Annotated in this window: 16 protein-coding genes; 8 read left to right on the top strand and 8 right to left on the bottom strand. The window is 74.2% G+C overall.

All coding sequences use genetic code 11. The annotated features are described in order from the left end of the window. Nucleotides 1-88 precede the first annotated feature (88 nt). The 4 genes from ACF08B_RS20690 to ACF08B_RS20675 all read left to right on the top strand — a co-directional run bounded on the left by ACF08B_RS20690 (nucleotide 89) and on the right by ACF08B_RS20675 (nucleotide 7,212). Entirely contained in the window at nucleotides 89-1,513 is a 1,425-nt protein-coding gene (locus tag ACF08B_RS20690) for an APC family permease (RefSeq protein WP_392318682.1), read from the top strand. 149 nt (nucleotides 1,514-1,662) lie between these two features. Beyond that, a complete protein-coding gene (locus ACF08B_RS20685) occupies nucleotides 1,663-4,317 on the top strand; it encodes a CocE/NonD family hydrolase (protein WP_392318911.1) in 2,655 nt (884 codons plus the stop codon). Continuing rightward, nucleotides 4,314-5,177 (top strand): ABC transporter permease, encoded by an 864-nt coding sequence (locus ACF08B_RS20680; protein WP_392318681.1) that lies wholly within the window; start codon nucleotides 4,314-4,316, stop codon nucleotides 5,175-5,177. Before ACF08B_RS20685 ends, ACF08B_RS20680 begins: the two co-directional genes overlap by 4 nt. A gap of 115 nt (nucleotides 5,178-5,292) precedes the next feature. Then, nucleotides 5,293-7,212: an AMP-dependent synthetase/ligase gene (locus ACF08B_RS20675; RefSeq protein WP_392318680.1), complete on the top strand. Its 1,920-nt coding sequence runs from the start codon at nucleotides 5,293-5,295 to the stop codon at nucleotides 7,210-7,212. 56 nt (nucleotides 7,213-7,268) lie between these two features. Here ACF08B_RS20675 and ACF08B_RS20670 read toward each other — a convergent pair whose 3' ends face one another. Continuing rightward, entirely contained in the window at nucleotides 7,269-7,673 is a 405-nt protein-coding gene (locus tag ACF08B_RS20670) for a rodlin (protein WP_392162494.1), read from the bottom strand. 247 nt (nucleotides 7,674-7,920) lie between these two features. Between ACF08B_RS20670 and ACF08B_RS20665 the strand changes: the two genes are divergently transcribed. From ACF08B_RS20665 to ACF08B_RS20655, 3 genes are all read left to right on the top strand, one after another. Further along, nucleotides 7,921-8,319 (top strand): rodlin, encoded by a 399-nt coding sequence (locus ACF08B_RS20665; protein ID WP_392162493.1) that lies wholly within the window; start codon nucleotides 7,921-7,923, stop codon nucleotides 8,317-8,319. A 239-nt stretch (nucleotides 8,320-8,558) separates the two neighbouring features. Continuing rightward, nucleotides 8,559-8,786 (top strand): chaplin, encoded by a 228-nt coding sequence (locus ACF08B_RS20660; RefSeq protein ID WP_392318679.1) that lies wholly within the window; start codon nucleotides 8,559-8,561, stop codon nucleotides 8,784-8,786. A gap of 118 nt (nucleotides 8,787-8,904) precedes the next feature. Then, entirely contained in the window at nucleotides 8,905-9,888 is a 984-nt protein-coding gene (locus ACF08B_RS20655) for a chaplin family protein (protein ID WP_392318678.1), read from the top strand. Nucleotides 9,889-9,939: 51 nt separating this feature from the next. On the opposite strand, the gene ACF08B_RS20650 is transcribed toward ACF08B_RS20655, so the two are convergent. Next, complete coding sequence (locus tag ACF08B_RS20650; RefSeq protein WP_392318910.1) at nucleotides 9,940-11,196, bottom strand: NAD(P)-binding domain-containing protein; 1,257 nt, start codon at nucleotides 11,194-11,196, stop codon at nucleotides 9,940-9,942. A 154-nt stretch (nucleotides 11,197-11,350) separates the two neighbouring features. On the opposite strand from ACF08B_RS20650, the gene ACF08B_RS20645 reads away from it, so the two are divergent. Next, nucleotides 11,351-12,559: a glycoside hydrolase family 26 protein gene (locus ACF08B_RS20645; protein ID WP_392318677.1), complete on the top strand. Its 1,209-nt coding sequence runs from the start codon at nucleotides 11,351-11,353 to the stop codon at nucleotides 12,557-12,559. Here the strand turns inward: ACF08B_RS20645 and ACF08B_RS20640 are convergent. From ACF08B_RS20640 to ACF08B_RS20615, 6 genes are read right to left on the bottom strand one after another with little or no spacing between them, the layout of a single operon-like run. Next, complete coding sequence (locus ACF08B_RS20640; RefSeq protein WP_392318676.1) at nucleotides 12,556-13,689, bottom strand: GNAT family N-acetyltransferase; 1,134 nt, start codon at nucleotides 13,687-13,689, stop codon at nucleotides 12,556-12,558. The two genes, ACF08B_RS20645 and ACF08B_RS20640, sit on opposite strands and share 4 nt — an antisense overlap. Then, a complete protein-coding gene (locus ACF08B_RS20635) occupies nucleotides 13,686-14,342 on the bottom strand; it encodes a lipopolysaccharide biosynthesis protein (protein WP_392318675.1) in 657 nt (218 codons plus the stop codon). Before ACF08B_RS20635 ends, ACF08B_RS20640 begins: the two co-directional genes overlap by 4 nt. Continuing rightward, nucleotides 14,339-15,496: a glycosyltransferase gene (locus ACF08B_RS20630; RefSeq protein ID WP_392318674.1), complete on the bottom strand. Its 1,158-nt coding sequence runs from the start codon at nucleotides 15,494-15,496 to the stop codon at nucleotides 14,339-14,341. Before ACF08B_RS20630 ends, ACF08B_RS20635 begins: the two co-directional genes overlap by 4 nt. Further along, nucleotides 15,493-16,182 carry a polysaccharide deacetylase family protein gene (locus ACF08B_RS20625; RefSeq protein ID WP_392318909.1) on the bottom strand — a complete coding sequence of 230 codons (690 nt, stop codon included), beginning with the start codon at nucleotides 16,180-16,182 and terminating at the stop codon, nucleotides 15,493-15,495. Before ACF08B_RS20625 ends, ACF08B_RS20630 begins: the two co-directional genes overlap by 4 nt. A 52-nt stretch (nucleotides 16,183-16,234) precedes the next feature. After that, entirely contained in the window at nucleotides 16,235-17,983 is a 1,749-nt protein-coding gene (murJ, locus tag ACF08B_RS20620; protein WP_392318673.1) for a murein biosynthesis integral membrane protein MurJ, read from the bottom strand. Then, entirely contained in the window at nucleotides 17,980-19,341 is a 1,362-nt protein-coding gene (locus tag ACF08B_RS20615; protein ID WP_392318672.1) for an O-antigen ligase family protein, read from the bottom strand. The genes murJ and ACF08B_RS20615 overlap by 4 nt, the downstream gene beginning before the upstream one ends. Between the last annotated feature and the right edge of the window lies 1 nt (nucleotide 19,342).

Genomic DNA, 19,342 nt, shown 5'->3' with positions numbered 1-19,342 from the left:
CGGACGAGACGAACGTACGACGATCCGCCGGAGGCGATAGCGCTCCCGAGCCCACCCCCAGTCGCACGAGTCGATCGGATTTCGCCGCATGACCGACACGCTCCGCCCTGTCGAGGCTCCCCTCGTAGAGGCCCCCGACAGTCCCCAGAAGCTCAAGCGCTCCATCGGCGTAGTCGGCGGCACCCTCCTGACCCTCTCGTGCGTCACACCGGCCTCCACGCTCTTCGTGGTCGTCCCCGACCTGTTCGGCTCCCTCGGCACCGCCACCGCCCTGACGATCGCCATCGGCTCCCTCCTCTGTATCGCCGTGGCGTTCTGCTACTCCGAGCTGGGCACCCTCATCCCCAGCGCGGGCGGCGAGTACGCCATGGTGTCGACGATGGCCGGACGCCTCGCCGGCTGGCTCGTCTTCGTCCTCTCCCTGCTGGTCGTCATGATCGTGCCGCCCGTCATCGCGATGGGCACCGCCGACTACCTGGCCCCGATCGTGCACCTCGACCCCGCGATGACCGGCGCCGGCGTCATGCTGCTCGCCACCCTCGCCGGCCTGCTCGACCTGCGCGCCAACGCCTGGATCACCGGCATCTTCCTGGTCCTGGAGGTCATCGCGGCCGGTGTCGTCGCGCTGCTGGGCTTCTCCCACAGCCACCGCGGGCTCGGCAGCCTGACCTCGATGCAGGTCGCGGGCTCCGGCGGGCACACGGACACCGTGACCGCGATGCTGGTGGTCTCCGGCCTCGCCATCGCCCTCTTCGTCACCCAGGGCTTCTCCACCGCGGTCTACCTCTCCGAGGAACTGGAGCACCCGCGCCGCAACGTCGCCCGCACGGTGCTCGCCACCCTGGCCATCTCCACCGTGATCATCCTGGTGCCGGTCGCCGCCATCACCATGGGCGCCTCCGACCTCAAGGAGCTGACCGGCGGAGACATCAGCTCCATGGTCACCGCCTGGTCCAACTCCGCGGTCGGCACCTTCGTCAGCCTCTGCGTGGCCCTCGCGATCATCAACGCCGGCATCGTCATGGTCATCCAGAACTCCCGCGTGCTGTTCGCCTCGGCCCGCGACAAGGCCTGGCCCGGCCCGGTCAACACCGTCTTCTCCAAGCTCGGCCGCTTCGGCTCCCCCTGGGTCGCCACGCTCGCGGTCGGAGTCCCCGGCGCGCTGCTCTGCTTCGTCAACCTGGACACCCTGTACGGCGTCACCGGCGTCTCCGTGACCGCCATGTACCTGCTGGTCGCGGTCGCCGCCCTGCTGGCCCGCCGCGGCTCCCACAAGCACACCCCCGCCTGGCGGATGCCGCTGTGGCCCGCGCTGCCGATCCTGCTGATCGTGGTCCTCGCCTACATCCTCACCCAGCAGGAGGCGAGCTACCTGATCTGGACCGGCGGCATCACCGCCGTCGCCACCCTCTACTGGGCCTTCTACCTCCGCCCGCGCCGCGACACCCGCTGGCTGGTGTCCATCCCGGAGGACACTCAGGTCCCGGAGCACCCGGAGCACCCGCAGGCATGACCACGGGATTTCGTACCGCGCCTGGCGTACGCCGGGCCCGGCCCGTACTCCGCGAGGAGGGTCCCCGGTTCAGACCGGCGGCAGCATCGCTTGTCGGCGCCGCCCCGTACGGTTGACGCATGGATCTTCGCCCGTCCCCCCGGGGGCGAATGAGGAAGGGCGTACCCGCGCTGCGGGGGCTGCCGAAGCGGCCGCGCCGGCTGATCGCCGCCGCGGCCGCCGTCGTGGTGCTCGTCGGCGCCGGTACGTGGGCGACGGCGGCCGTCGGCTCCGAGGGCACACGGTCCGTGCGCGTCAGCGACCGGATCATGACCTTCGACGGTGTGCGCCTGGACACCTCCTTCTTCGCCCCGGCCGACGCCGGCCGCCACCCCGCCGTCCTGCTGGGCCACGGCTTCGGCGGCAGCAAGGACGACATGCGGACCCAGGCGGAGGACCTCGCCCGGCACGGGTACGCGGTCCTCACCTGGTCCGCGCGCGGCTTCGGCCGCTCCACCGGGAAGATCGGCCTCAACGACCCGAAGGCCGAGGTCGCCGACGTCTCCCGGCTCGTCGACTGGCTGGCCGGGCAGCCCCAGGTCCGCCTCGACAAGCCCGGCGACCCGCGCGTGGGGATGGCCGGCGGTTCCTACGGCGGCGCCATCGCGCTGCTCGCCGCAGGACACGACGACCGCGTCGACGCCATCGCCCCGGCCATCACCTACTGGAACCTCGCGGACGCCCTGTTCCCGGGCGGCGTCTTCAAGAAGCTGTGGACCGGGATGTTCTTCAACACCGGCGGCGGCTGCGCCCGCTTCGAGCCCGCCCTGTGCCGGATGTACGACCGGGTCGCCGAGTCCGGCACCCCGGACGCGGCAGCCCGCGCGCTGCTGGAGGAGCGCTCGCCGTCCGCCGTCGGCGACCGCGTCAAGGTGCCCACCCTGCTGATGCAGGGCCAGACCGACTCCCTGTTCACCCTCGACCAGGCCGACGCCGCCGCGAAGGCCATCAGGGCCAACGGCGCCCCGGTGGACGTCGACTGGATCGCCGGCGGACACGACGGCGGGGACATGGAGACCGGACGGGTACAGGGGCGCGTGGAGAGCTGGTTCGACCGGTACCTGAAGGGCGACAAGGGCACCGCCACCGGTCCCGCCTTCCGGATCACCCGCACCGGAGGCGTCGACTCCACCGACGGCACCGCCCAGCACCGCGGCGCGACCGCCCCCGCCTACCCGGGCCTGCACGACCACCCCCGTACCGTCGCCCTCACCGGAGGCACACAGCGCGTCGCCAACCCGGCCGGCGCCAGCCCGCCCGGCGTCTCCGCGCTGCCCGGCCTCGGCGGCTCGGGCGGTCTCGGTCAGCTCTCCGCGCTCGGCGTCGGGGTCTCCCTGGACTTCCCCGGGCAGTACGCGCGGTTCGACTCGGCGCCGCTCACCCGCGACCTGCGGATCACCGGCGCCCCGACCGCCACCGTCCACGTCACCTCCACCCGCGACGACGCGGTCCTGTTCGGCAAGGTGTACGACGTCGGCCCCGGCGGCACCCGCCAGGTCCTGCCCTCCCAGCTGGTCGCGCCCGTCCGGGTGACCGGCGCGAAAGCGGGCAGGGACGTCACGCTCACCCTCCCGGCGATCGACCACGAGGTGCAGCGCGGCCACCGGCTCCGCCTGGTCCTCGCCTCCACCGACCTCGGCTACGCCTCACCGGCCGCCCCCGCGACCTACAGCGTCTCCCTGAAGGGAGACCTCGCCGTGCCCACGGCCCCGGCCGTCAGCACCGCCGCGGCACCCCTGCCCTCCTGGGTCTGGTGGCTGCCCGCGGCCGGTGCCGCGGCCGCCCTGGCGCTGCTGCTGACCACGCGCCGCCGTACGGCCGCCCCCGGACCCGACCCGGAGCTCACCGACGTCCCGCTCGTGATCACCGGCCTCGCCAAGCGGTACGCGAAATCCGCCGACCGGTACGCGGTGCGCGAGCTGTCCTTCCGGGTGGAGAAGGGCCAGGTGCTCGGCCTGCTCGGCCCCAACGGCGCCGGCAAGACCACCACCCTGCGCATGCTGATGGGTCTGATCACCCCGGACGACGGCGAGATCCGCGTCTTCGGGCACGCCGTCCGGCCGGGCGCCTCGGTGCTGTCCCGGGTCGGCGCGTTCGTGGAGGGCGCGGGCTTCCTGCCGCACCTGTCCGGCCGGGAGAACCTGGAGCTGTACTGGCGGGCCACCGGCCGTCCGGCCGAGGACGCGCACCTGGAGGAGGCCCTGGAGATCGCCGGCCTCGGTGACGCCCTCGCCCGCGCGGTGCGCACCTACTCGCAGGGCATGCGCCAGCGCCTCGCCATCGCCCAGGCCATGCTCGGACTGCCCGACCTGCTCATCCTCGACGAGCCCACCAACGGCCTCGACCCGCCGCAGATCCGCGAGATGCGCGAGGTGATGATCCGCTACGCGGCCGGCGGCCGCACGGTGATCGTCTCCAGCCATCTCCTCGCCGAGGTGGAACAGTCCTGCACCCATTTGGTGGTGATGGACCGCGGCCGGCTCGTCCAGGCCGGCCCGGTCCGGGAGATCGTCGGCTCCGGCGACACCCTGCTGGTCGGTACCGCCACGCCCGTGGAGGAGCCGGTCGCGGAGAAGGTGGCCGCGCTGCCCGGTGTCGCCTCCGCCGTACGCACCGACGACGGGCTGCTCGTCCGGCTCGAACCCGGCGGCACGGCCGAGCGGCTGGTCGTGGAGCTGGTGCGGCTGGAGGTGCCGGTCGCCTCCGTCGGCCCGCACCGCCGGCTGGAGGACGCGTTCCTGACCCTGATCGGAGGTACCGCATGAGCACGCTCGCCGAGCGCGCCGAGACGGCGTCCGGCTACCGCGCGGGCCGCACCCTGCCCCTGCGGGTGGAGCTGGTCCGCCAGCTCAAGCGGCGCCGCACCCTGGTCATGGGCGCGGTCCTCGCCGTGCTGCCGTTCGTGCTGCTGATCGCCTTCGCCATCGGCGGCGAGCCGGGGGGCCGCAACAACCAGGTCACCCTGATGGACACGGCCACCGCGTCCGGCGCCAACTTCGCCGCGGTCAACCTGTTCGTCTCGGCCGGCTTCCTGCTGGTGATCCCGGTCGCCCTGTTCTGCGGGGACACGGTCGCCTCCGAGGCCGGCTGGTCCTCCCTGCGCTATCTGCTGGCGGCGCCCGTGCCGAGGGCCCGGCTGCTGTGGTCCAAGCTCGTCGTCGCGCTGGGGCTGAGCCTCGCCGCGATGGTCCTGCTGCCGGTGGTGGCCCTCGCGGTCGGCACGGCCGCCTACGGCTGGGGCCCGCTGCAGATCCCCACGGGCGGCGTGCTGGACGCGGGTACGGCGGCCCAGCGCCTGGTGGTCGTGGTCGCGTACATCTTCGTGTCCCAACTCGTCACCGCGGGGCTCGCGTTCTGGCTGTCCACGAAGACGGACGCCCCGCTGGGCGCGGTCGGCGGGGCGGTCGGCCTGACCATCGTCGGCAACGTCCTGGACGCCGTCACCGCGCTCGGCGACTGGCGCCACTTCCTGCCCGCGCACTGGCAGTTCGCCTGGGCCGACGCCGTCCAGCCCCGTCCGGAGTGGTCCGGCATGATCCAGGGCGCGGCGATCTCCGTGACGTACGCCCTCGTGCTCTTCGCCCTGGCGTTCAGGGGCTTCGCCCGCAAGGACATCGTCTCCTGACCCCGCCCGGCCGCCCGGGAGATCGCGCACGCCCCATTGACCTTTCCTTACTTACGAGTAAGTTGACGCACCGGTAAGGAGCTTGGCAGGGCACGAGCCGCGACCGGGAGCCGTCATGGGCGTACGCAGGGAACTGAAGCGGGCACGGCGGCGGACCGATCTGGCGGCCCGGAGCGCGGTGGAACTCGTGCGGGACGCCAGGGGTGTCGTGCGCGAGGTGCGGGCGGCGCCCCTCGCGCCCGCGCTCACCATCGGGTCCCTGGCCGACCTGCCGTTCGCGCACGCGGACGAGACCCCCGACGCGGTGCTCCTGCGCCGCCGCCTACAGGGCGCCTGGCACCCGGTCACCGCGGCCGCCTTCGCCACCGAGGTCGCCGCCGTCGCGAAGGGACTGATCGCCGCCGGTCTCGAACCGGGCGGCCGGGTCGCCGTGATGTCCCGCACCCGCTACGAGTGGACCGTCCTGGACTTCGCGATCTGGGCGGCCGGCGGCCAGTCCGTCCCCGTCTACCCGACCTCCTCCGCCGAGCAGGTGGAGTGGATCGTGCGCGACTCCGGCGCCCGCTTCGCCGTCACCGAGACCGTGGAGAACGCCGCCACCGTCACCGCCGGCACGGCCGGCCACACCCGCCCTCCACGCCTGTGGCAGCTCGACGCGGGCGCCCTCGCCGACCTCACCACCCTCGGCGCGGACGTCCCCGACGACGACCTCGCCAAGCGCCGCGCCGGAACGACCCCCGACACCGTCGCCACGATCTGCTACACCTCCGGCACCACGGGCCGGCCCAAGGGCTGCGTCCTCACGCACGCCAACCTGCACGCCGAGGCCGCCAACACCGTCGAGCTGCTGCATCCGGTCTTCCAGGCCGTCACCCGCCGGACCGCCTCCACCCTGCTGTTCCTGCCGCTCGCCCACATCCTCGGCCGCACCCTGCAACTCGCCTGCCTGCTCGCCCGCATCGAGATCGGCCACTTCCCGAGCGTCCGTCCCGACGAACTGAGGCCCGTGCTCAAGGAGTTCCGGCCCACCTTCCTGGTCGGGGTGCCGTACCTCTTCGAGAAGATCCACGACACCGGGCGCGCCACCGCCGAGAAGATCGGCCGCGCCGCCTCCTTCGACCGCGCCGAGCGGATCGCCGTCCGCTTCGCCGAGGCGTACCTGCGGAAGTTCCTCGGCACCGGCAAGGGCCCCGGCCCCGGCCTGTACGCCGCCTGGGCCCTGTACGACCTGCTGGTCTACCGGCGCATCCGCGCCGAGCTGGGCGGCCGCATGCGGTACGCCATCAGCGGCGGCTCCCCCCTCGACCGCAACCTCAACCTGTTCTTCCACGCCGCCGGGATCATCGTCCACGAGGGCTACGGCCTGACCGAGACCTCCGCCGCCGCCACCCTGGTGCCCCCGCTCGGCCCCCGCCCCGGCACCGTCGGCCTGCCCGTCCCGGGGGCCGCCGTACGCATCGCCGACGACGGCGAGGTGCTGATCAAGGGAGGGATCGTCTTCGGGTCCTACTGGAACAACCCGGCGGCCACGGACGCCGTGCTGACCGACGAGTGGTTCGCCACCGGCGACCTCGGCTCGCTCGACGAGGACGGCTATCTCACCATCACCGGCCGCAAGAAGGACATCCTCGTCACCTCCGGCGGCAAGAACGTCTCCCCGGCCGTCCTGGAGGACCGGCTGCGCAGCCGCTCACCCGTCGGCCAGTGCGTGGTCGTCGGGGACAACCGCCCCTTCGTCGCCGCCCTCGTCACCCTCGACCCGGAGGCGCTCGGCCACTGGCTGGCGGTGCGCAAACTGCCGGCGGACACCCCCGTCGCGGAACTCGCCGGCGACGAACGGCTGCGGGCCGAGGTGCAGAAGGCCGTCGACTACGCCAACGAGGCGGTCTCCCGCGCCGAGTCCATCCGCGCCTTCGCCCTCGTCGCGGGGGAGTTCACCGAGGAGAACGGACTGCTGACCCCGTCGCTGAAGGTCAGACGGCAGGCGGTGACGGCCGCGTACGCGGAGACGATCGAGACGCTCTACCGCCACTGAAACGCCGCAGCGGGCCGCCGAGTTGCTCGGCGACCCGCTGCACGGACCGGGATCGGTCACTTACCGGCTTCGGAGTTCTGCGACAGGACAGACACGTCCTCCAGCAGGTGCGCCAGCGCACCGTCGCGCTTGGCGTTGGTGCTGTTCTCGGTGCACTGCTGCTGCATGTGGTCCGACAGGATCGGAAGGTCCTGGACGTTGACGCCGATGAGGGCGCCCACGCCGACCGGGATGTCGTTGACCGCGATGCACGGCTTGTTGAACGAGCCCTGGATCAGCGCGATCTGGGGGCTCATGTTCCCGTACGTGGCCGAGTTGCCGTAGCTCTGCCAAGCACCGTTGCCGTTCGCGGCGGTCGGCCCGCTGTCGTTCCCGATCGCCAGCGCCTGCGGTGCCGCGGCAGCGGAGGCGCCCATGGCGGAAGCGGCGACGGCCGCAGTGGCAACAATCTTCCTGATCACTGGCCAGTCCTTTCTGAGGAAACCCCGTCCACCGGAGCGTTCTGGACAACTCCCCCGGCCCCGTGTGGTTTCTCCCGTTCACTCCCACGGCGGACAGCGCGGACTGGTGGTGCGCTTTTAGGCTTTGGTGATTTCCGGCCCCGTCCACGGCTGTGCGGGCCAACCGGGTGAATGGGCGCAACCATTCCTGGTGGGCCGGGTTGATGTCGCCGTAGGACATGCGTCGCTACGAGGAAAGGAACGCGAAGTGCTCAAGAAGGCAATGGTCGCCGCTGCGACCGCCGCTTCTGTCGTGGGAATGGCGGTGGCGGCCGCGCCGCAGGCGCTTGCCATCGGCAACGACGACGGACCGACCGTCGCCAACGGCAACGGCGCCGTGTCGTCGTTCGGCAACTCCGCGACGAAGGGCAACATGAGCCCGCAGCTGTCGCTGGTGCAGGGCACGCTCAACAAGCCGTGTGTCGGCGTCGAGGACGTCGACGTCGCGGTCGACGCCCTCATCGGCGTCACCGCCCAGGACATCCCGATCCTGTCGGACCACCTCCAGCAGCAGTGCGACGACAACTCGTCGAACACCAAGCGGGACGGTGCGGTCTCCCACGTTCTGGAAGACCTGTCGGTTCTTTCGTCCAACGGCGAAGGCTGAGCCGACCTGGTCGGGCCCGGGCCGTCCGCTGCTTTTGTCTGCGGGCTGCCCGGGCCTTTTCCACGTTCATTTCGAGGGAGCTGTACGGGGCATAGCGGGTGCGATCGAGTGATAATCCATCAGTTCGCGTTCCGCAATGGCGAATTCCGTCAATCCCTCGTTCCGTGCCACGACCGTCCACGTCGTGTCTGCACGGTTCTGGCCGTCATTGGGGCATGACCCCAGAGAAGGGAACATCCATGAAGAAGAGCGTTGCTCTCGTCGCCGGCGCCCTCCTGGCCCTCGGCATGGCCGCTCCGGCCTTCGCCGACTCCGGCGCCGACGCCGCCGCCGCCAACTCCCCGGGCGTCCTGTCCGGCAACGTCATCGAGGTTCCGGTCCACGTGCCGGTCAACCTCTGCGGTGACTCGGTCGACGTCATCGGTCTGCTCAACCCGGCGCTCGGCAGCGGCTGCGCCAACGACTGAGACGCACCACAACTCACCAGCCTCCGGCTGTGTACCGCCGGCCTCGGATCGTCGATCGCTTTCGACTCTGCGCTCCGAGGCCGGCTTTTCCACTTCTACGAGCAGGAAGACAACGAGATTGCGACAGACCCTCAGTAAGGGCATGGTCGTGGCCGCGGCCGCGACCGGCATGCTGTCCCTGTGCGGCGGCGCAGCGCTCGCCGACACGGAGGCGCAGAGCGTCACCCAGGGTTCGCCGGGCCTGGTGTCCGGCAACAGCGTCGAGGTTCCGGTGAACGTCCCGGTCAACGTCTGCGGCAACTCCGTGGACGTGGCAGCCGCCCTGAACCCGGCCTTCGCCAACGCCTGCGCGAACGACGACGACGCGCAGGACAACGGTGGCAGGAGCCTGCACCGTACCCGAGGTGACTCCGACGGGGCCGGCACCCGCGCCCACGGAAACCACCCCCGCTCCGGCGGCGACCGGTCCGAGCCGCCCTCGTACGGCGACGAGGACGAGGACTACTCGACCCCGCCGTCGTACGGGGACGAGGAGTCGACGCCGCCTTCGTCGCCGCCCTCGTACGGCGACGAGGACCACTCGAAGCCGCCGTCCTATGGCGACGAGGACCACTCGAAGCCGCCCACGTACGGCGACGAGGACCACACGACCCCGCCGTCCTACGGCGGTGACGACCACTCGAAGCCCCCGTCCTACGGCGACGAGGGCCACTCGAAGCCGCCGTCGTACGGCGACGAGGACCACACGGCCCCGCCGTCGACTCCGCCCTCGTACGGCGGTGACGACCACACGACCGCGCCCCCCTACGGCGGCGAGGACCACTCGAAGCCGCCGACGTACGGCGACGAGGACCACTCCACCCCGCCTCCGTACGGTGGCGACGACCACACGCCGCCCCCCTACGGTGGCGACGACCACCCCACCCCACCCGGATACGGCGAGGACGACACCCCGCCCCACGGTGGGCATCACCACCGGCCCAGCCTCCCGCACACCGGCGGTGACGCCCGGGCCATGCTCGCGACCTCGGCCGCCAGCGCCGCGCTGATCGCGGCCGGGACGATCCTGTACCGCCGCGGCCGGGCAACCTCCCGTCGGTAGGGCGCCGGGTGCCGGTCCCGAGCGCCCGGCACCCCGCGACCTCCGGCGTCCTCAGTGCCGTACCGCGTGCGGCGCTCCGCCGGTCCGGCCGGCCGGGATCCGCCAGCCGGCCGGTCCCGCGCGCAGCCGCCGCCGCACCCCCCGTACCAGCGTGCCCGCCGTGAAGGCCGCGCCGTGCACGAAGCGCATCGCCGGGCCGAAGCCCGCCGCGGTGACCGGACCGGCCAGGAAGAGCCCGGGGTACGACGACTCGAACTCCAGCCCCACCTCGGGTGCCCCGTCGGCGCCCGCCGCCAGCAGCGCGCGCAGCTCGGGGGAGAGCAGGCGCAGCCGGTCGGCCGTGGCGCGGAAGCCGGTCGCCGCGATCACATGACCCGTCTCCAGCACCCCGCCACCGCCCCGCCGGACCGCCGTCTCCAGACGCAGCCCGCCCGGCACCTCGTGCGCCGCGACCACCGTGCGTCCGGGCAGGATCTCCACCCGCTGCTCCACCCGCTCGCGCAGCCACCAGGCACCCGCCGGGCCCAGCGCCCGGGACGCGATCCGGGCCCGCGTCCGCTCGGGCAGCCGCCGGTACAGGTCGGGCCGCCCGGCGTAGAACCCGTTCCGCCAGCCGGTGCCGAGCCCGCTGTGCGGGGAGCGGGCCGCACGCCACCAGGGACGCTCCCGGGGCGGCGGCACCTCGTTCCAGCGCAGCCGGTCGGCCACTACCAGGACCCGCACCCGCGTGCCCTGTTCGGCGAGGAGCGCGGCGGTCTCCAGCGCCGACTGGCCGCCGCCGACCACGGTGACGTCCCGGTCGCGGAAGCGGTCGAGGGAGGCGTGGTCGCTGCTGTGGGAGACCAGGGCCGGGGGCAGGCCGCGCAGGGGGGCCGGGATCTCGGCGAAGGGCAGGACGCCCACGGCCAGCGCGACCGTCCTCGCGGTCAGCGTCCCGCCGTCCTCGGTGACGGCCTCGAAGCCGCCGGTGCGCGGCGCCAACCGGGTCACGGTCCGCTGCTCGAGCATGGGCACGGCGTTGCGGGCGAACCACGTGCCGTACTCCGCGAACACCTCCAGCGGGATCGGCTCGGCGTGCCGGGACCGCTCCCCGCGGAAGGCGCGGAAGACGTCGAGGCGCCAGCGGCCCTCGGGGTCGGAGAGGTCGGACGCCCAGGACTCCGACGTCAGGAACATGCCGCGGGGCATGTGCTCGCGCCAGGTCTGCATGGGCCGTCCGAGTACGCGGACGTCGAGTCCGGCCGCCGTGGCGTGCGACGCGATGGACAGGCCGTAGGGGCCCGCGCCCACCACCAGCAGGTCGTGCATCAGCAGCTGCTCACCTTCTCGTCCGTTCGCCCGTGCGGGGGTTCGGGTCACCTGGAAGCCGTAACCGCGCCGGGCGGAATTCATATCGGTATGACCGTCCGTCAATAACAGGGACAGCAATGCGGGAACGCAGTCGAGCGGAGGGAGGAGCAGCGTGGCTCCTCGGCACAGGGCTCCTCAGCAGTACGCGGCTCCACAGCGGCGGCGGCGCCGCCTCGGGCGGCTGACCGGCATCGCGGCGGCGGTCGCCGCGTCGCTCGTGCTGGCGGCCGCTCCCGGACCCGGAGCGGGGGGCGCACGGACCGTGGAACCGTCCGCGCCCGCCCCGGCGGCGGGCAGCGCCGCCGACACCGTCCCGCCCTTCGGCGCCTTCCTCGACTCCGGGCCGCTCGGGGTGGCCCGCATGGCCGCGATGAGCGCCTGGCTCGGCGGGACCGAGCTGAAGGTCGCCCACACCTACCTGCCCGGCGGAACCTGGCGCGACATCGAGGGGCCGCCCGGCTTCCTCGACGCGTGGGCGCAGTGGCGGCGGCAGAAGTCCGACCGGACCCTCGTCCTCAACGTGCCGATGCAGGAGCGCAACGAGGAGGGCCTGTCCGACGACGAGGTACGGGGGCTGCTGAGCCAGGCCGCGGCAGGCGCGTTCGACCGCCATTTCCGGACCCTGGCCGAACAGTTGGTGCGGCTGGACGTCCCGGACACGGTGATCGTGCTCGGCTGGGAGATGAACGGCATCACCTACACCCACCGTTGCGGACCGGACCCCGAGGCCTGGAAGACGTACTGGAGGCGGATCGTCACGGTCATGCGCGCGGTGCCCGGCCAGAGGTTCCGGTTCGACTTCACGCCATCCCGCGGCCGGGACGCGGTGCCGTGGACCGACTGCTACCCGGGGGACGACACCGTCGACATCATCGGCATGGACTCCTACGACCAGCCGGCGGGCATGTCGTTCGACGAGCAGGTGTCCGAGCCCTACGGGCTCCAGCAGCACGTGGACTTCGCCAGAGCCCACGGCAAGCCCGTCTCGTATCCGGAGTGGGGGCTCTTCCGCAACGGTGACGACGCCGAGTACATGCGGCGCATGCTCGCCTGGTTCGACGAGCACGGACCGGTGTACAACACGCTGACCGACTACTGCCCGCACGGCGTGTGGCAGTGCGCCGCCAACCCCAGGGCGTCGCAGGTCTACCGGACGGCGCTGTACGGCCTCACCGGCGAACGCACCCCGTCCGAGCCGGTCCCGACCCCGCCGCGGCCGGCACCCGCCGACTGCTCGCCGCTGGAGCTCGGCGACTGGATCGAGTCCCTGCTCGGCCGGAAACTCTGCCTGCCCCTCGGCCGGTGGTCGGCGAACCGCTAGCCCCGCCCCCGTTCCCGCCACCGGCGCAGCACCTCCCTGCCCCGGTGCCGGGCGGCCGCGTCGCACAGCGCGGCCGTCAGCAGCGGGGCGGTGCGCCGCCGGGCCAGCAGCAGCCGCTGGTTGACGACCGGTTCGGGACGCCAGTGGTGCTTGTACGGCTCGTCGCCGCGCAGCAGACTCAGCGTGCCCCGCCCGCCCGGGCCGCCGCCCGCCGCGTGCTCCGCGCACGCGTCCAGCAGCATCGCCGCCACGTCCGCCTTTCGCTCCCGGAGGCCGGGATGCGCGCCGTACAGGTAGCCGCCGACCAGGCTGCGCGACAGCAGGGTCAGGTCGACGGCGACCACCTCGCCGTCGATCAGGAACTCGGTGACCACCGCGTTCCCGGACTTCACCATCGGACCGACCGCCCGCACCAGATGCGCGCGGAACCGCGGCTGGAGGTGCTCGGACGTCACCTTCCGCCCCTGCCACTGCAACCGGTGCAGCTCCAGCAGCCGGCCGAGCGCGGCGTCCACCTCCTCGGGGCCGACCGTGCGCCGGGTCACGCCGAGCGCGTCCAGCTTGCGCAGCTTGGCCCGCACCCGCTGGGCCTTCTGCGACGGCAGCCGCGCCACCAGTTCGTCCATGGGCAGGGCGGGCAGCTCCAGGCACGGCGAGTCCGCGAGCGTGCGGCGCGGTCCGCGCCAGCGGTCGTGGACCCGCTGCACGGTGCCGCCCGGGCGCACCTCGCGGAAGTCGACGAGTGCCGTACGTGCCGCGTCCGCCAGCGCCTCGGTGAGCGCGTCGGCCACGCGCCCGTCGTCGCCGTCGTCCAGCAGCACGTCCGCGTAGTCGGAGATCGGCCCGCCGAGCGGTACCAGCGCGGGCAGCGGCCGGCGGACCAGCATCAGCGGGGCCGCGGCCAGCAGTTCACCGCCGGAGCGTACGAGGAGCAGCCGCAGCCTGCCGCGCCTGCCGTACGACAGCCACCACGAGTGCAGCCAGGCGTGGCTCTGGAACGGGGTCGCGGCGGCACACCGCGCGTGCAGCCGTCCCCAGGCCGGGGCCAGGGCCGCGAAGACCTCCTCGTCGGTGACGAGTTCGGCGGTGACGGCGGCCCGGGTGGCGGGCGCCGTGCGCGTCGCCGTCACAGCCGGCCGCGGGCGTCGGCGGCCACGGCCGGTGCGGGTACCGACGCCGGCCGCAGCAGTTCCTCCTCCGGGCGGCGCCGCGGCCGTACCAGCAGCGCCAGCCCGCCGAGCAGGCCGCCCCCGCTGGCCCCGACCAGACCGGTCAGCCCGGCCGAGGGCGAGGTGGGCGAGGCCGGCCGCACGGCCCGGGAGAACTGCACCAGCTGGACGTGCGTGTCGGCCTTGGTGCCGTTCGCCTGCGCGGTGAGCGCGGCGGCCACCGCGTTGGCCATGGCGGCCGCCTGGGCGGGGCGGGCGGAGGTGGCGGAGACGGCGACCATCGGGGCGTCCGGCGAGGTCGCGGTGCGCACGCTCTCCCGCAGGGTGTCCACCGGCACCCCGGCCGCCCCCTGCGCGTCGCCGAGCACCGCGAGCTGGGTGGCGACCCGGCCGTAGGCCTGCGCGAAGCCCAGCGCCGAGGACGTGTCCGACCGGTCCGTGGGTACGACGACGACATAGCTGGTCGCCGTGTACGTCGGCGCCTTCAGCCCGCCGTACGCACCGCCCAGCAGCCCGCCCGCGAGGACCCCGGCGGCCACCAGCGACCAGGGGGGCAGCGCGCGGACGCGGGCGAGGCGGGCGGGACGGTGGCGCCGGCTGTGATGGTCGGTCATGACGGTCTTGCTCCCTGCTGGACGGGGACTCGGGTGGACGCGGGGGCGAGCGCCGCCGTGTAGACCTCCATGAGGCGGGCGGCGCTGCGGGTGATGCAGTAGTGACGGGCCGCCTCGGGGGCGGTGCGCGGGCCGGGGCCGGCGGCGCGGACGGCGGCGAGCGCGCGGGCGTAGGCGCCGGCGTCGCACGGGACGCGCACCGCGTCCGGGGCGGCCTCGGGCGGCAGGTCCTGAAGGGCGGGGCAGGAGGTGTAGCGCACCGGCAGCCCGGCCGCGAGCGCCTCCACCGCCGCGAGCCCGAACGCCTCCTCGGGGGACGGCGAGGCCAGCACGTCCATCGCGGAGGCCAGCGCGGGCAGGGCGGGTCCGGGCGAGCCGTCGGGCAGGTACGGCCGCTCGCCGGCGAAAAGCACCCGGTCGGCGACCCCCGCCGCCCGTGCCGCCTGCCGCAGGGCCCCTTCCTCCGGGCCGCCGCCGACCAGCAGCAGCCGGCAGTCGGCGGGCAGCCCGGCCAGGGCGTGGATCAGGACGTCGAAGCGCTTCCCGGGGGCGAGCCGGCCGATGCCGCCGACGACGAACGCGTCGGCCCCGAGACCGAGTTCGTCCCGGACCCGCCGGCGGGCCGCCGGGTCGAAGGCGAACCGCGCCCGGTCGATGCCGTTGGGGACGACCGTGATCCGCGGCCCGGGCACGCCCCAGCGGCCGAGCCGTTCGGCGACCGTGGGGGAGACGGCGACGGTCGACCGGCCCAGCCGTTCGCCCAGGAGGTACAGGCCGCGCACGCCCGCCGTGAGCGGACGGCCCTCCATCTGCGAGTCCCCGAGGGAGTGCTCGGTGGCGACGACGGCGCGGACTCCGGCCAGCCGGGCGGCGATCCGCCCGTACAGACAGGCCCGGTACAGATGCGTGTGCACCAGGTCGTAACGGCCGCGCCGGACGATGCGGGCCAGCCGGGGAAGCGCGGCCAGGTCCCGGTTCCCGGTCATGCCGAGGTCCACCACCCGCACCCCGTCCGCGGCCAGCCCGGCCGCGACCGGGCCGGGGTCGGTCAGCGTCACCACGTCGCAGCGCACCGGCAGATGCCGCAGCAGCAGCCGCAGTTGCTGCTCGGCACCGCCGACACCGAGCCCGGTGATGATGTGCAGCGCCCTCACAGCCCCTCCACGGGCCGCCGGCGCAACCGGTGCAGCCGCCGCTTGAGGAACAGGCGTACGGCGGTGTCGTTCTGCCCGACGTGGACACGCGGCAGGACGTGCGGGCCGTTCAGCCGGCCGGGGTCGATGGCGCAGGCGTAGCCGTACCCGGCGTCCCGCACGGCGTCCACCGCCCGCCGGTCGACCGTGCCGTACGGGTAGCAGAAGCCGGTGACCGGCCGCCCGGTCAGCTCCTCCAGCAGGGCCCGGCTCTCGGCGGTCTCGGCGGTGAGCAGGGCGTCGTCGGCCCGGGTGAGGTCGACGTGGGTGAGGCCGTGCGAGCCGATCTCCACCCCCGCGTCGGCCACGCGCCGGATGCCGTCGGCGGTCAGCAGCGGCTTGCGCGGGCCCAGCGGATCCCAGGCGTTGTCGCCGCCGAGCCGGCCGGGCAGGACGAACAGGGTGGCGGTGCATCCCCAGCGCTCCAGCAGGGGCAGGGCGTTGTCGAGGAAGTCGGCGTAGCCGTCGTCGAAGGTCAGGCCCACCAGGTCGCGTCCCCCGTCGCGCGCCCGCGCGGCGAGCAGTTCGGCCACCGACACCCCGCGCAGACCCCGCCGGCGCAGCCAGTGCAGCTGCCGGTCCAGGCGCTCGGGAGTGACCGTGATGCGGTACGGGTCGTCGGCGCAGTCGCCGACGGAGTGGTACATGGCGATCCAGGGGACCGGTCCGGTGGTGGCCGGCCGGACGGGGACGGCGTGCTCAGCGGAAGACGGCATGGGCGACCCTTCGGGTGCGGGTGCGTACGAGACGGAGTGCGGGTGCGAAACCCTGGGCCCCCAGGGCGCAGCCCAGCAGGGCGAACACGACGGTGACGGTGGCGCCGCCGGCCACGAGACCGGCGAGCGGCGCCGGAGGCAGGGTCGCGACCCAGGCGCCGGCCCCGGTGGCGGCCGCGGCCGCCACCAGCGGCCGGCCGAGCCCGCCCAGCACCTGCCGGGTCCGCAGGGGCACACCGCGGCGGCCCGTGCCGGCCAGCAGCAGGACGGCGGTGACCGTGATGCCGGCGGCGTTGGCGGCGGCGATCCCGGTGACGCCCCGGGTGCCGACGGCCCAGTCGCCGATCCAGAAGGTCACGGCCAGGCCCACGGCCATCGCACCGGCCGGGTACCAGGTGGCGCGGCCCGCCGAGAAGTACGAGCGGATCAGGACCCCGGTCAGCGTCTGGCCGAGCAGCCCGAGCGCGTACACGCGCATCACCGCGGCGGTCGCCGCGGTGTCCGCGGCCGTGAACGCGCCCCGCTGGAACAGCAGGCCGATCAGCTGCGGGGCGCAGGCGATCACCGCGGCGGCGCCCAGCAGCACCACGGCGGCGGCCACCGCCAGGTCCCGCTCCACCCGGGCCCGGGCCCGCTCGGTGTCGCCCTCGGCCAGCGCCCGCGCCACCACCGGGAAGGTGACCGTGCACAGCATCGTCGACAGCGTCATCGGGATCTGCGCGACCTTCTGCGCGTAGTTCAGATGCGAGATGGCACCGGCGGGCAGCCCGGAGGCGAGGAACCGCTCGATCAGCACCTGCGACTGCCGGCCCAGCGCGAACAGCAGCACGCTCGCCAGCAGCGGCACGTCCATCGGCCGCGTCTCGGCGGTGTCCCCGGGGCGCGCCCGGGTGGTACGGCGGCGGCTCAACTGCCCGAGCAGGGACGGCAGCTGCACCAGAACCATCAGGCAGCCGCCCGCCGCGACCCCGACCGCCGCCGAGCGCACCCCCCAGCGGCCGCCGAGGGCGTACATCGCCGTGACGATCCCGATGTTGTAGGCGACGTAGATGGCGGCCGGCGCCAGGAAGCGGCGGTGCGCCCGGAGGGCCGCGCTGCAGTACCCGGCGAGGCCGAAGCTCAGCACGCAGGTCGCGGTGAGCCGGGTGCAGTCCACGGCGAGACCCGGATCGGGCAGGCCCGGCGCGAGGACCCCGACGAACTGCGGTGCCGCCAGCGCGAGCAGCGCGCCCACCGCCGCGAACGCCAGCGCCAGCCGGGGCAGCGTGCCCGCCACCAGTGAGCGGACCGGGTCCCCCGCGGCGCCCTGCGCACGGCGGGCCAGGGCCAGGCTGAACGCCGGGATCAGCGCGAACGCCAGCCCGTCCTCGATCAGCAGCGTGGCCGCGAACTCCGGCACGGTCCAGGCGACCAGGAAGGCGTCGGTGCCCCGGCCGGCCCCGAACAGACGGGCCAGCGACTGGTCCCGCACCAGCCCGAGCAACGCCGCCGCGACCGTGAGGGAGGCCGTGAGCAGGGTGGCCCTGGCCAGGAAACGGCCGGTGGGCGGGGCGTGTTCGGGAGCGCCGGCCGGCTCCCCGGAACGGGCCTTCGGCAGGGTGAGGCCGCCGGTGCCCGCGTCGGACCGCGGCAGGCGTACGGCGTCCGCCGCCGGTCCGTGCGGGGCGCCGGACGCGCGCGCCCTGCCGGTCTCGGGGCCCGGCGGCCGTCCGGGTCCGCGGGTGTCGCTCATCTCAGTGCCGCCTGCCCGGCCGGCGCCCGCAGCCCGCCCGGCACGGCGGTGCCCGGACCGGTGCCGGCCCGGTCGCCGCCCACCAGGGCCCACCAGGCGACCAGACCGAAGCACACCGCCGTCAGCACGGTGGAGGGGCCGCCGATGTCGGCGTACGCGAAGTCCACCAGCTGCCAGACCAGCAGTCCGCAGGCGATCAGCGGGCACTCCAGATCCGTCCCGCCGGCCGTGCGCACCCGCCACAGTCCGCGCAGGGCGCACACCAGCAGGGCCAGCCAGCCGCCCGCGAGGCACAGCAGCCCGATCAGTCCCTGTTCGCCGAGGACCAGCAGGTACATGTTGTGCGGGGAGAGCAGCGGCTGCCTGCGGAAGGCGGCACCCGCGCCCTCGGTGTCGCTGCCGGAGGACAGCGCGAGCGAGGCGTGCCCGTCCCGGTACTCCGGGAAGCCCTTCAGTCCGACCCCGGTCAGCGGGTGCTCGCGCCACATGTCGGCGGCCGCCGCCCACATCGTGTACCGGTCGGTGACCGACTGGTCGGGCGCGTCGGCGACCTGCCCGATGCTGTCGATCCGCTCCTGCAGCATCGCCGTACCCACGCCCAGCCCGCCCACCAGGACGACGCAGGCGGCCACCACGACCGCGCCGACCCGGAGCGCCCGGCGCAGCCCGGACAGCGTCAGCTGCACGGTGAGCGTGACGGCGGTGGCGATCCACGCGCCCCGGCTGAAGGACAGGGCGAGGGGCAGGAGCAGGGCGAGGGCGCAGCCGGCGGCGAGACCGCGCTCCCGGCCCGCCGAGCGGCCGAGCGCCAGGCCCACCGCGCACACCAGCCCGAAGGCCACCACCGTCGCCATGCCCATCACGTCGCTCGCCCCGAAGGTGCCGACCGCGCGGACGTCCTCGCCCTGGTAGGAGGCGCCGGTCCCGGTGAGGTACTGGTGCACCCCGATCCCGCCCTGCCAGCCCGCGAGGGCCACGAACGACCAGGCCAGCAGCCGGAAGTCGGACCGGTCGCGCACGAGCAGCACGACGGCCGCCGGGACCAGCACGAAGATCTGGAGGTAGCGGCCGAGGCCGCTGATCCCGGCGCCCGGTGCGACCGCGTTCATCGCGGCGAGCGTCAGGCCGGTCACCGGCAGCCCGAGGACGAGGGCCGCGGCGCGGTCGAGCGGACGGCGGCGGTCGCGCAGCAGCCGTACCGCGCAGAAGCCGACGACCAGCGCGGACAGCGCGTCGGCGGGACCCGCGCCGCCCTCGCCGCCGGGCGTGACCGGCAGCGCGAGAGCGGCGACGACGGCCACCACGGCCAGCACCGGGCGGAACCGCGGGGGCCGGCGGAGCGGCGGGGCGAGGGCCATG

The organism is Streptomyces sp. NPDC015139 (genome assembly GCF_043079785.1).
Classification (GTDB): Bacteria; Actinomycetota; Actinomycetes; order Streptomycetales; family Streptomycetaceae; genus Streptomyces; species Streptomyces albidocamelliae.
Note: the sequence above shows the minus strand (reverse complement) of the source record. Positions and strands in the feature narration are given on the sequence as shown.

Coding starts and splice junctions, on each gene's coding strand:
- ACF08B_RS20615 (WP_392318672.1), bottom strand. CDS start 19,341: ATGGCCCTCGCCCCGCCGCTCCGCCGGCCCCCGCGGTTCCGCCCGGTG.
- ACF08B_RS20675 (WP_392318680.1), top strand. CDS start 5,293: ATGGGCGTACGCAGGGAACTGAAGCGGGCACGGCGGCGGACCGATCTG.
- ACF08B_RS20680 (WP_392318681.1), top strand. CDS start 4,314: ATGAGCACGCTCGCCGAGCGCGCCGAGACGGCGTCCGGCTACCGCGCG.
- ACF08B_RS20650 (WP_392318910.1), bottom strand. CDS start 11,196: ATGCACGACCTGCTGGTGGTGGGCGCGGGCCCCTACGGCCTGTCCATC.
- ACF08B_RS20685 (WP_392318911.1), top strand. CDS start 1,663: ATGAGGAAGGGCGTACCCGCGCTGCGGGGGCTGCCGAAGCGGCCGCGC.
- ACF08B_RS20625 (WP_392318909.1), bottom strand. CDS start 16,182: ATGTACCACTCCGTCGGCGACTGCGCCGACGACCCGTACCGCATCACG.
- ACF08B_RS20690 (WP_392318682.1), top strand. CDS start 89: ATGACCGACACGCTCCGCCCTGTCGAGGCTCCCCTCGTAGAGGCCCCC.
- ACF08B_RS20660 (WP_392318679.1), top strand. CDS start 8,559: ATGAAGAAGAGCGTTGCTCTCGTCGCCGGCGCCCTCCTGGCCCTCGGC.
- ACF08B_RS20635 (WP_392318675.1), bottom strand. CDS start 14,342: ATGACCGACCATCACAGCCGGCGCCACCGTCCCGCCCGCCTCGCCCGC.
- murJ (WP_392318673.1), bottom strand. CDS start 17,983: ATGAGCGACACCCGCGGACCCGGACGGCCGCCGGGCCCCGAGACCGGC.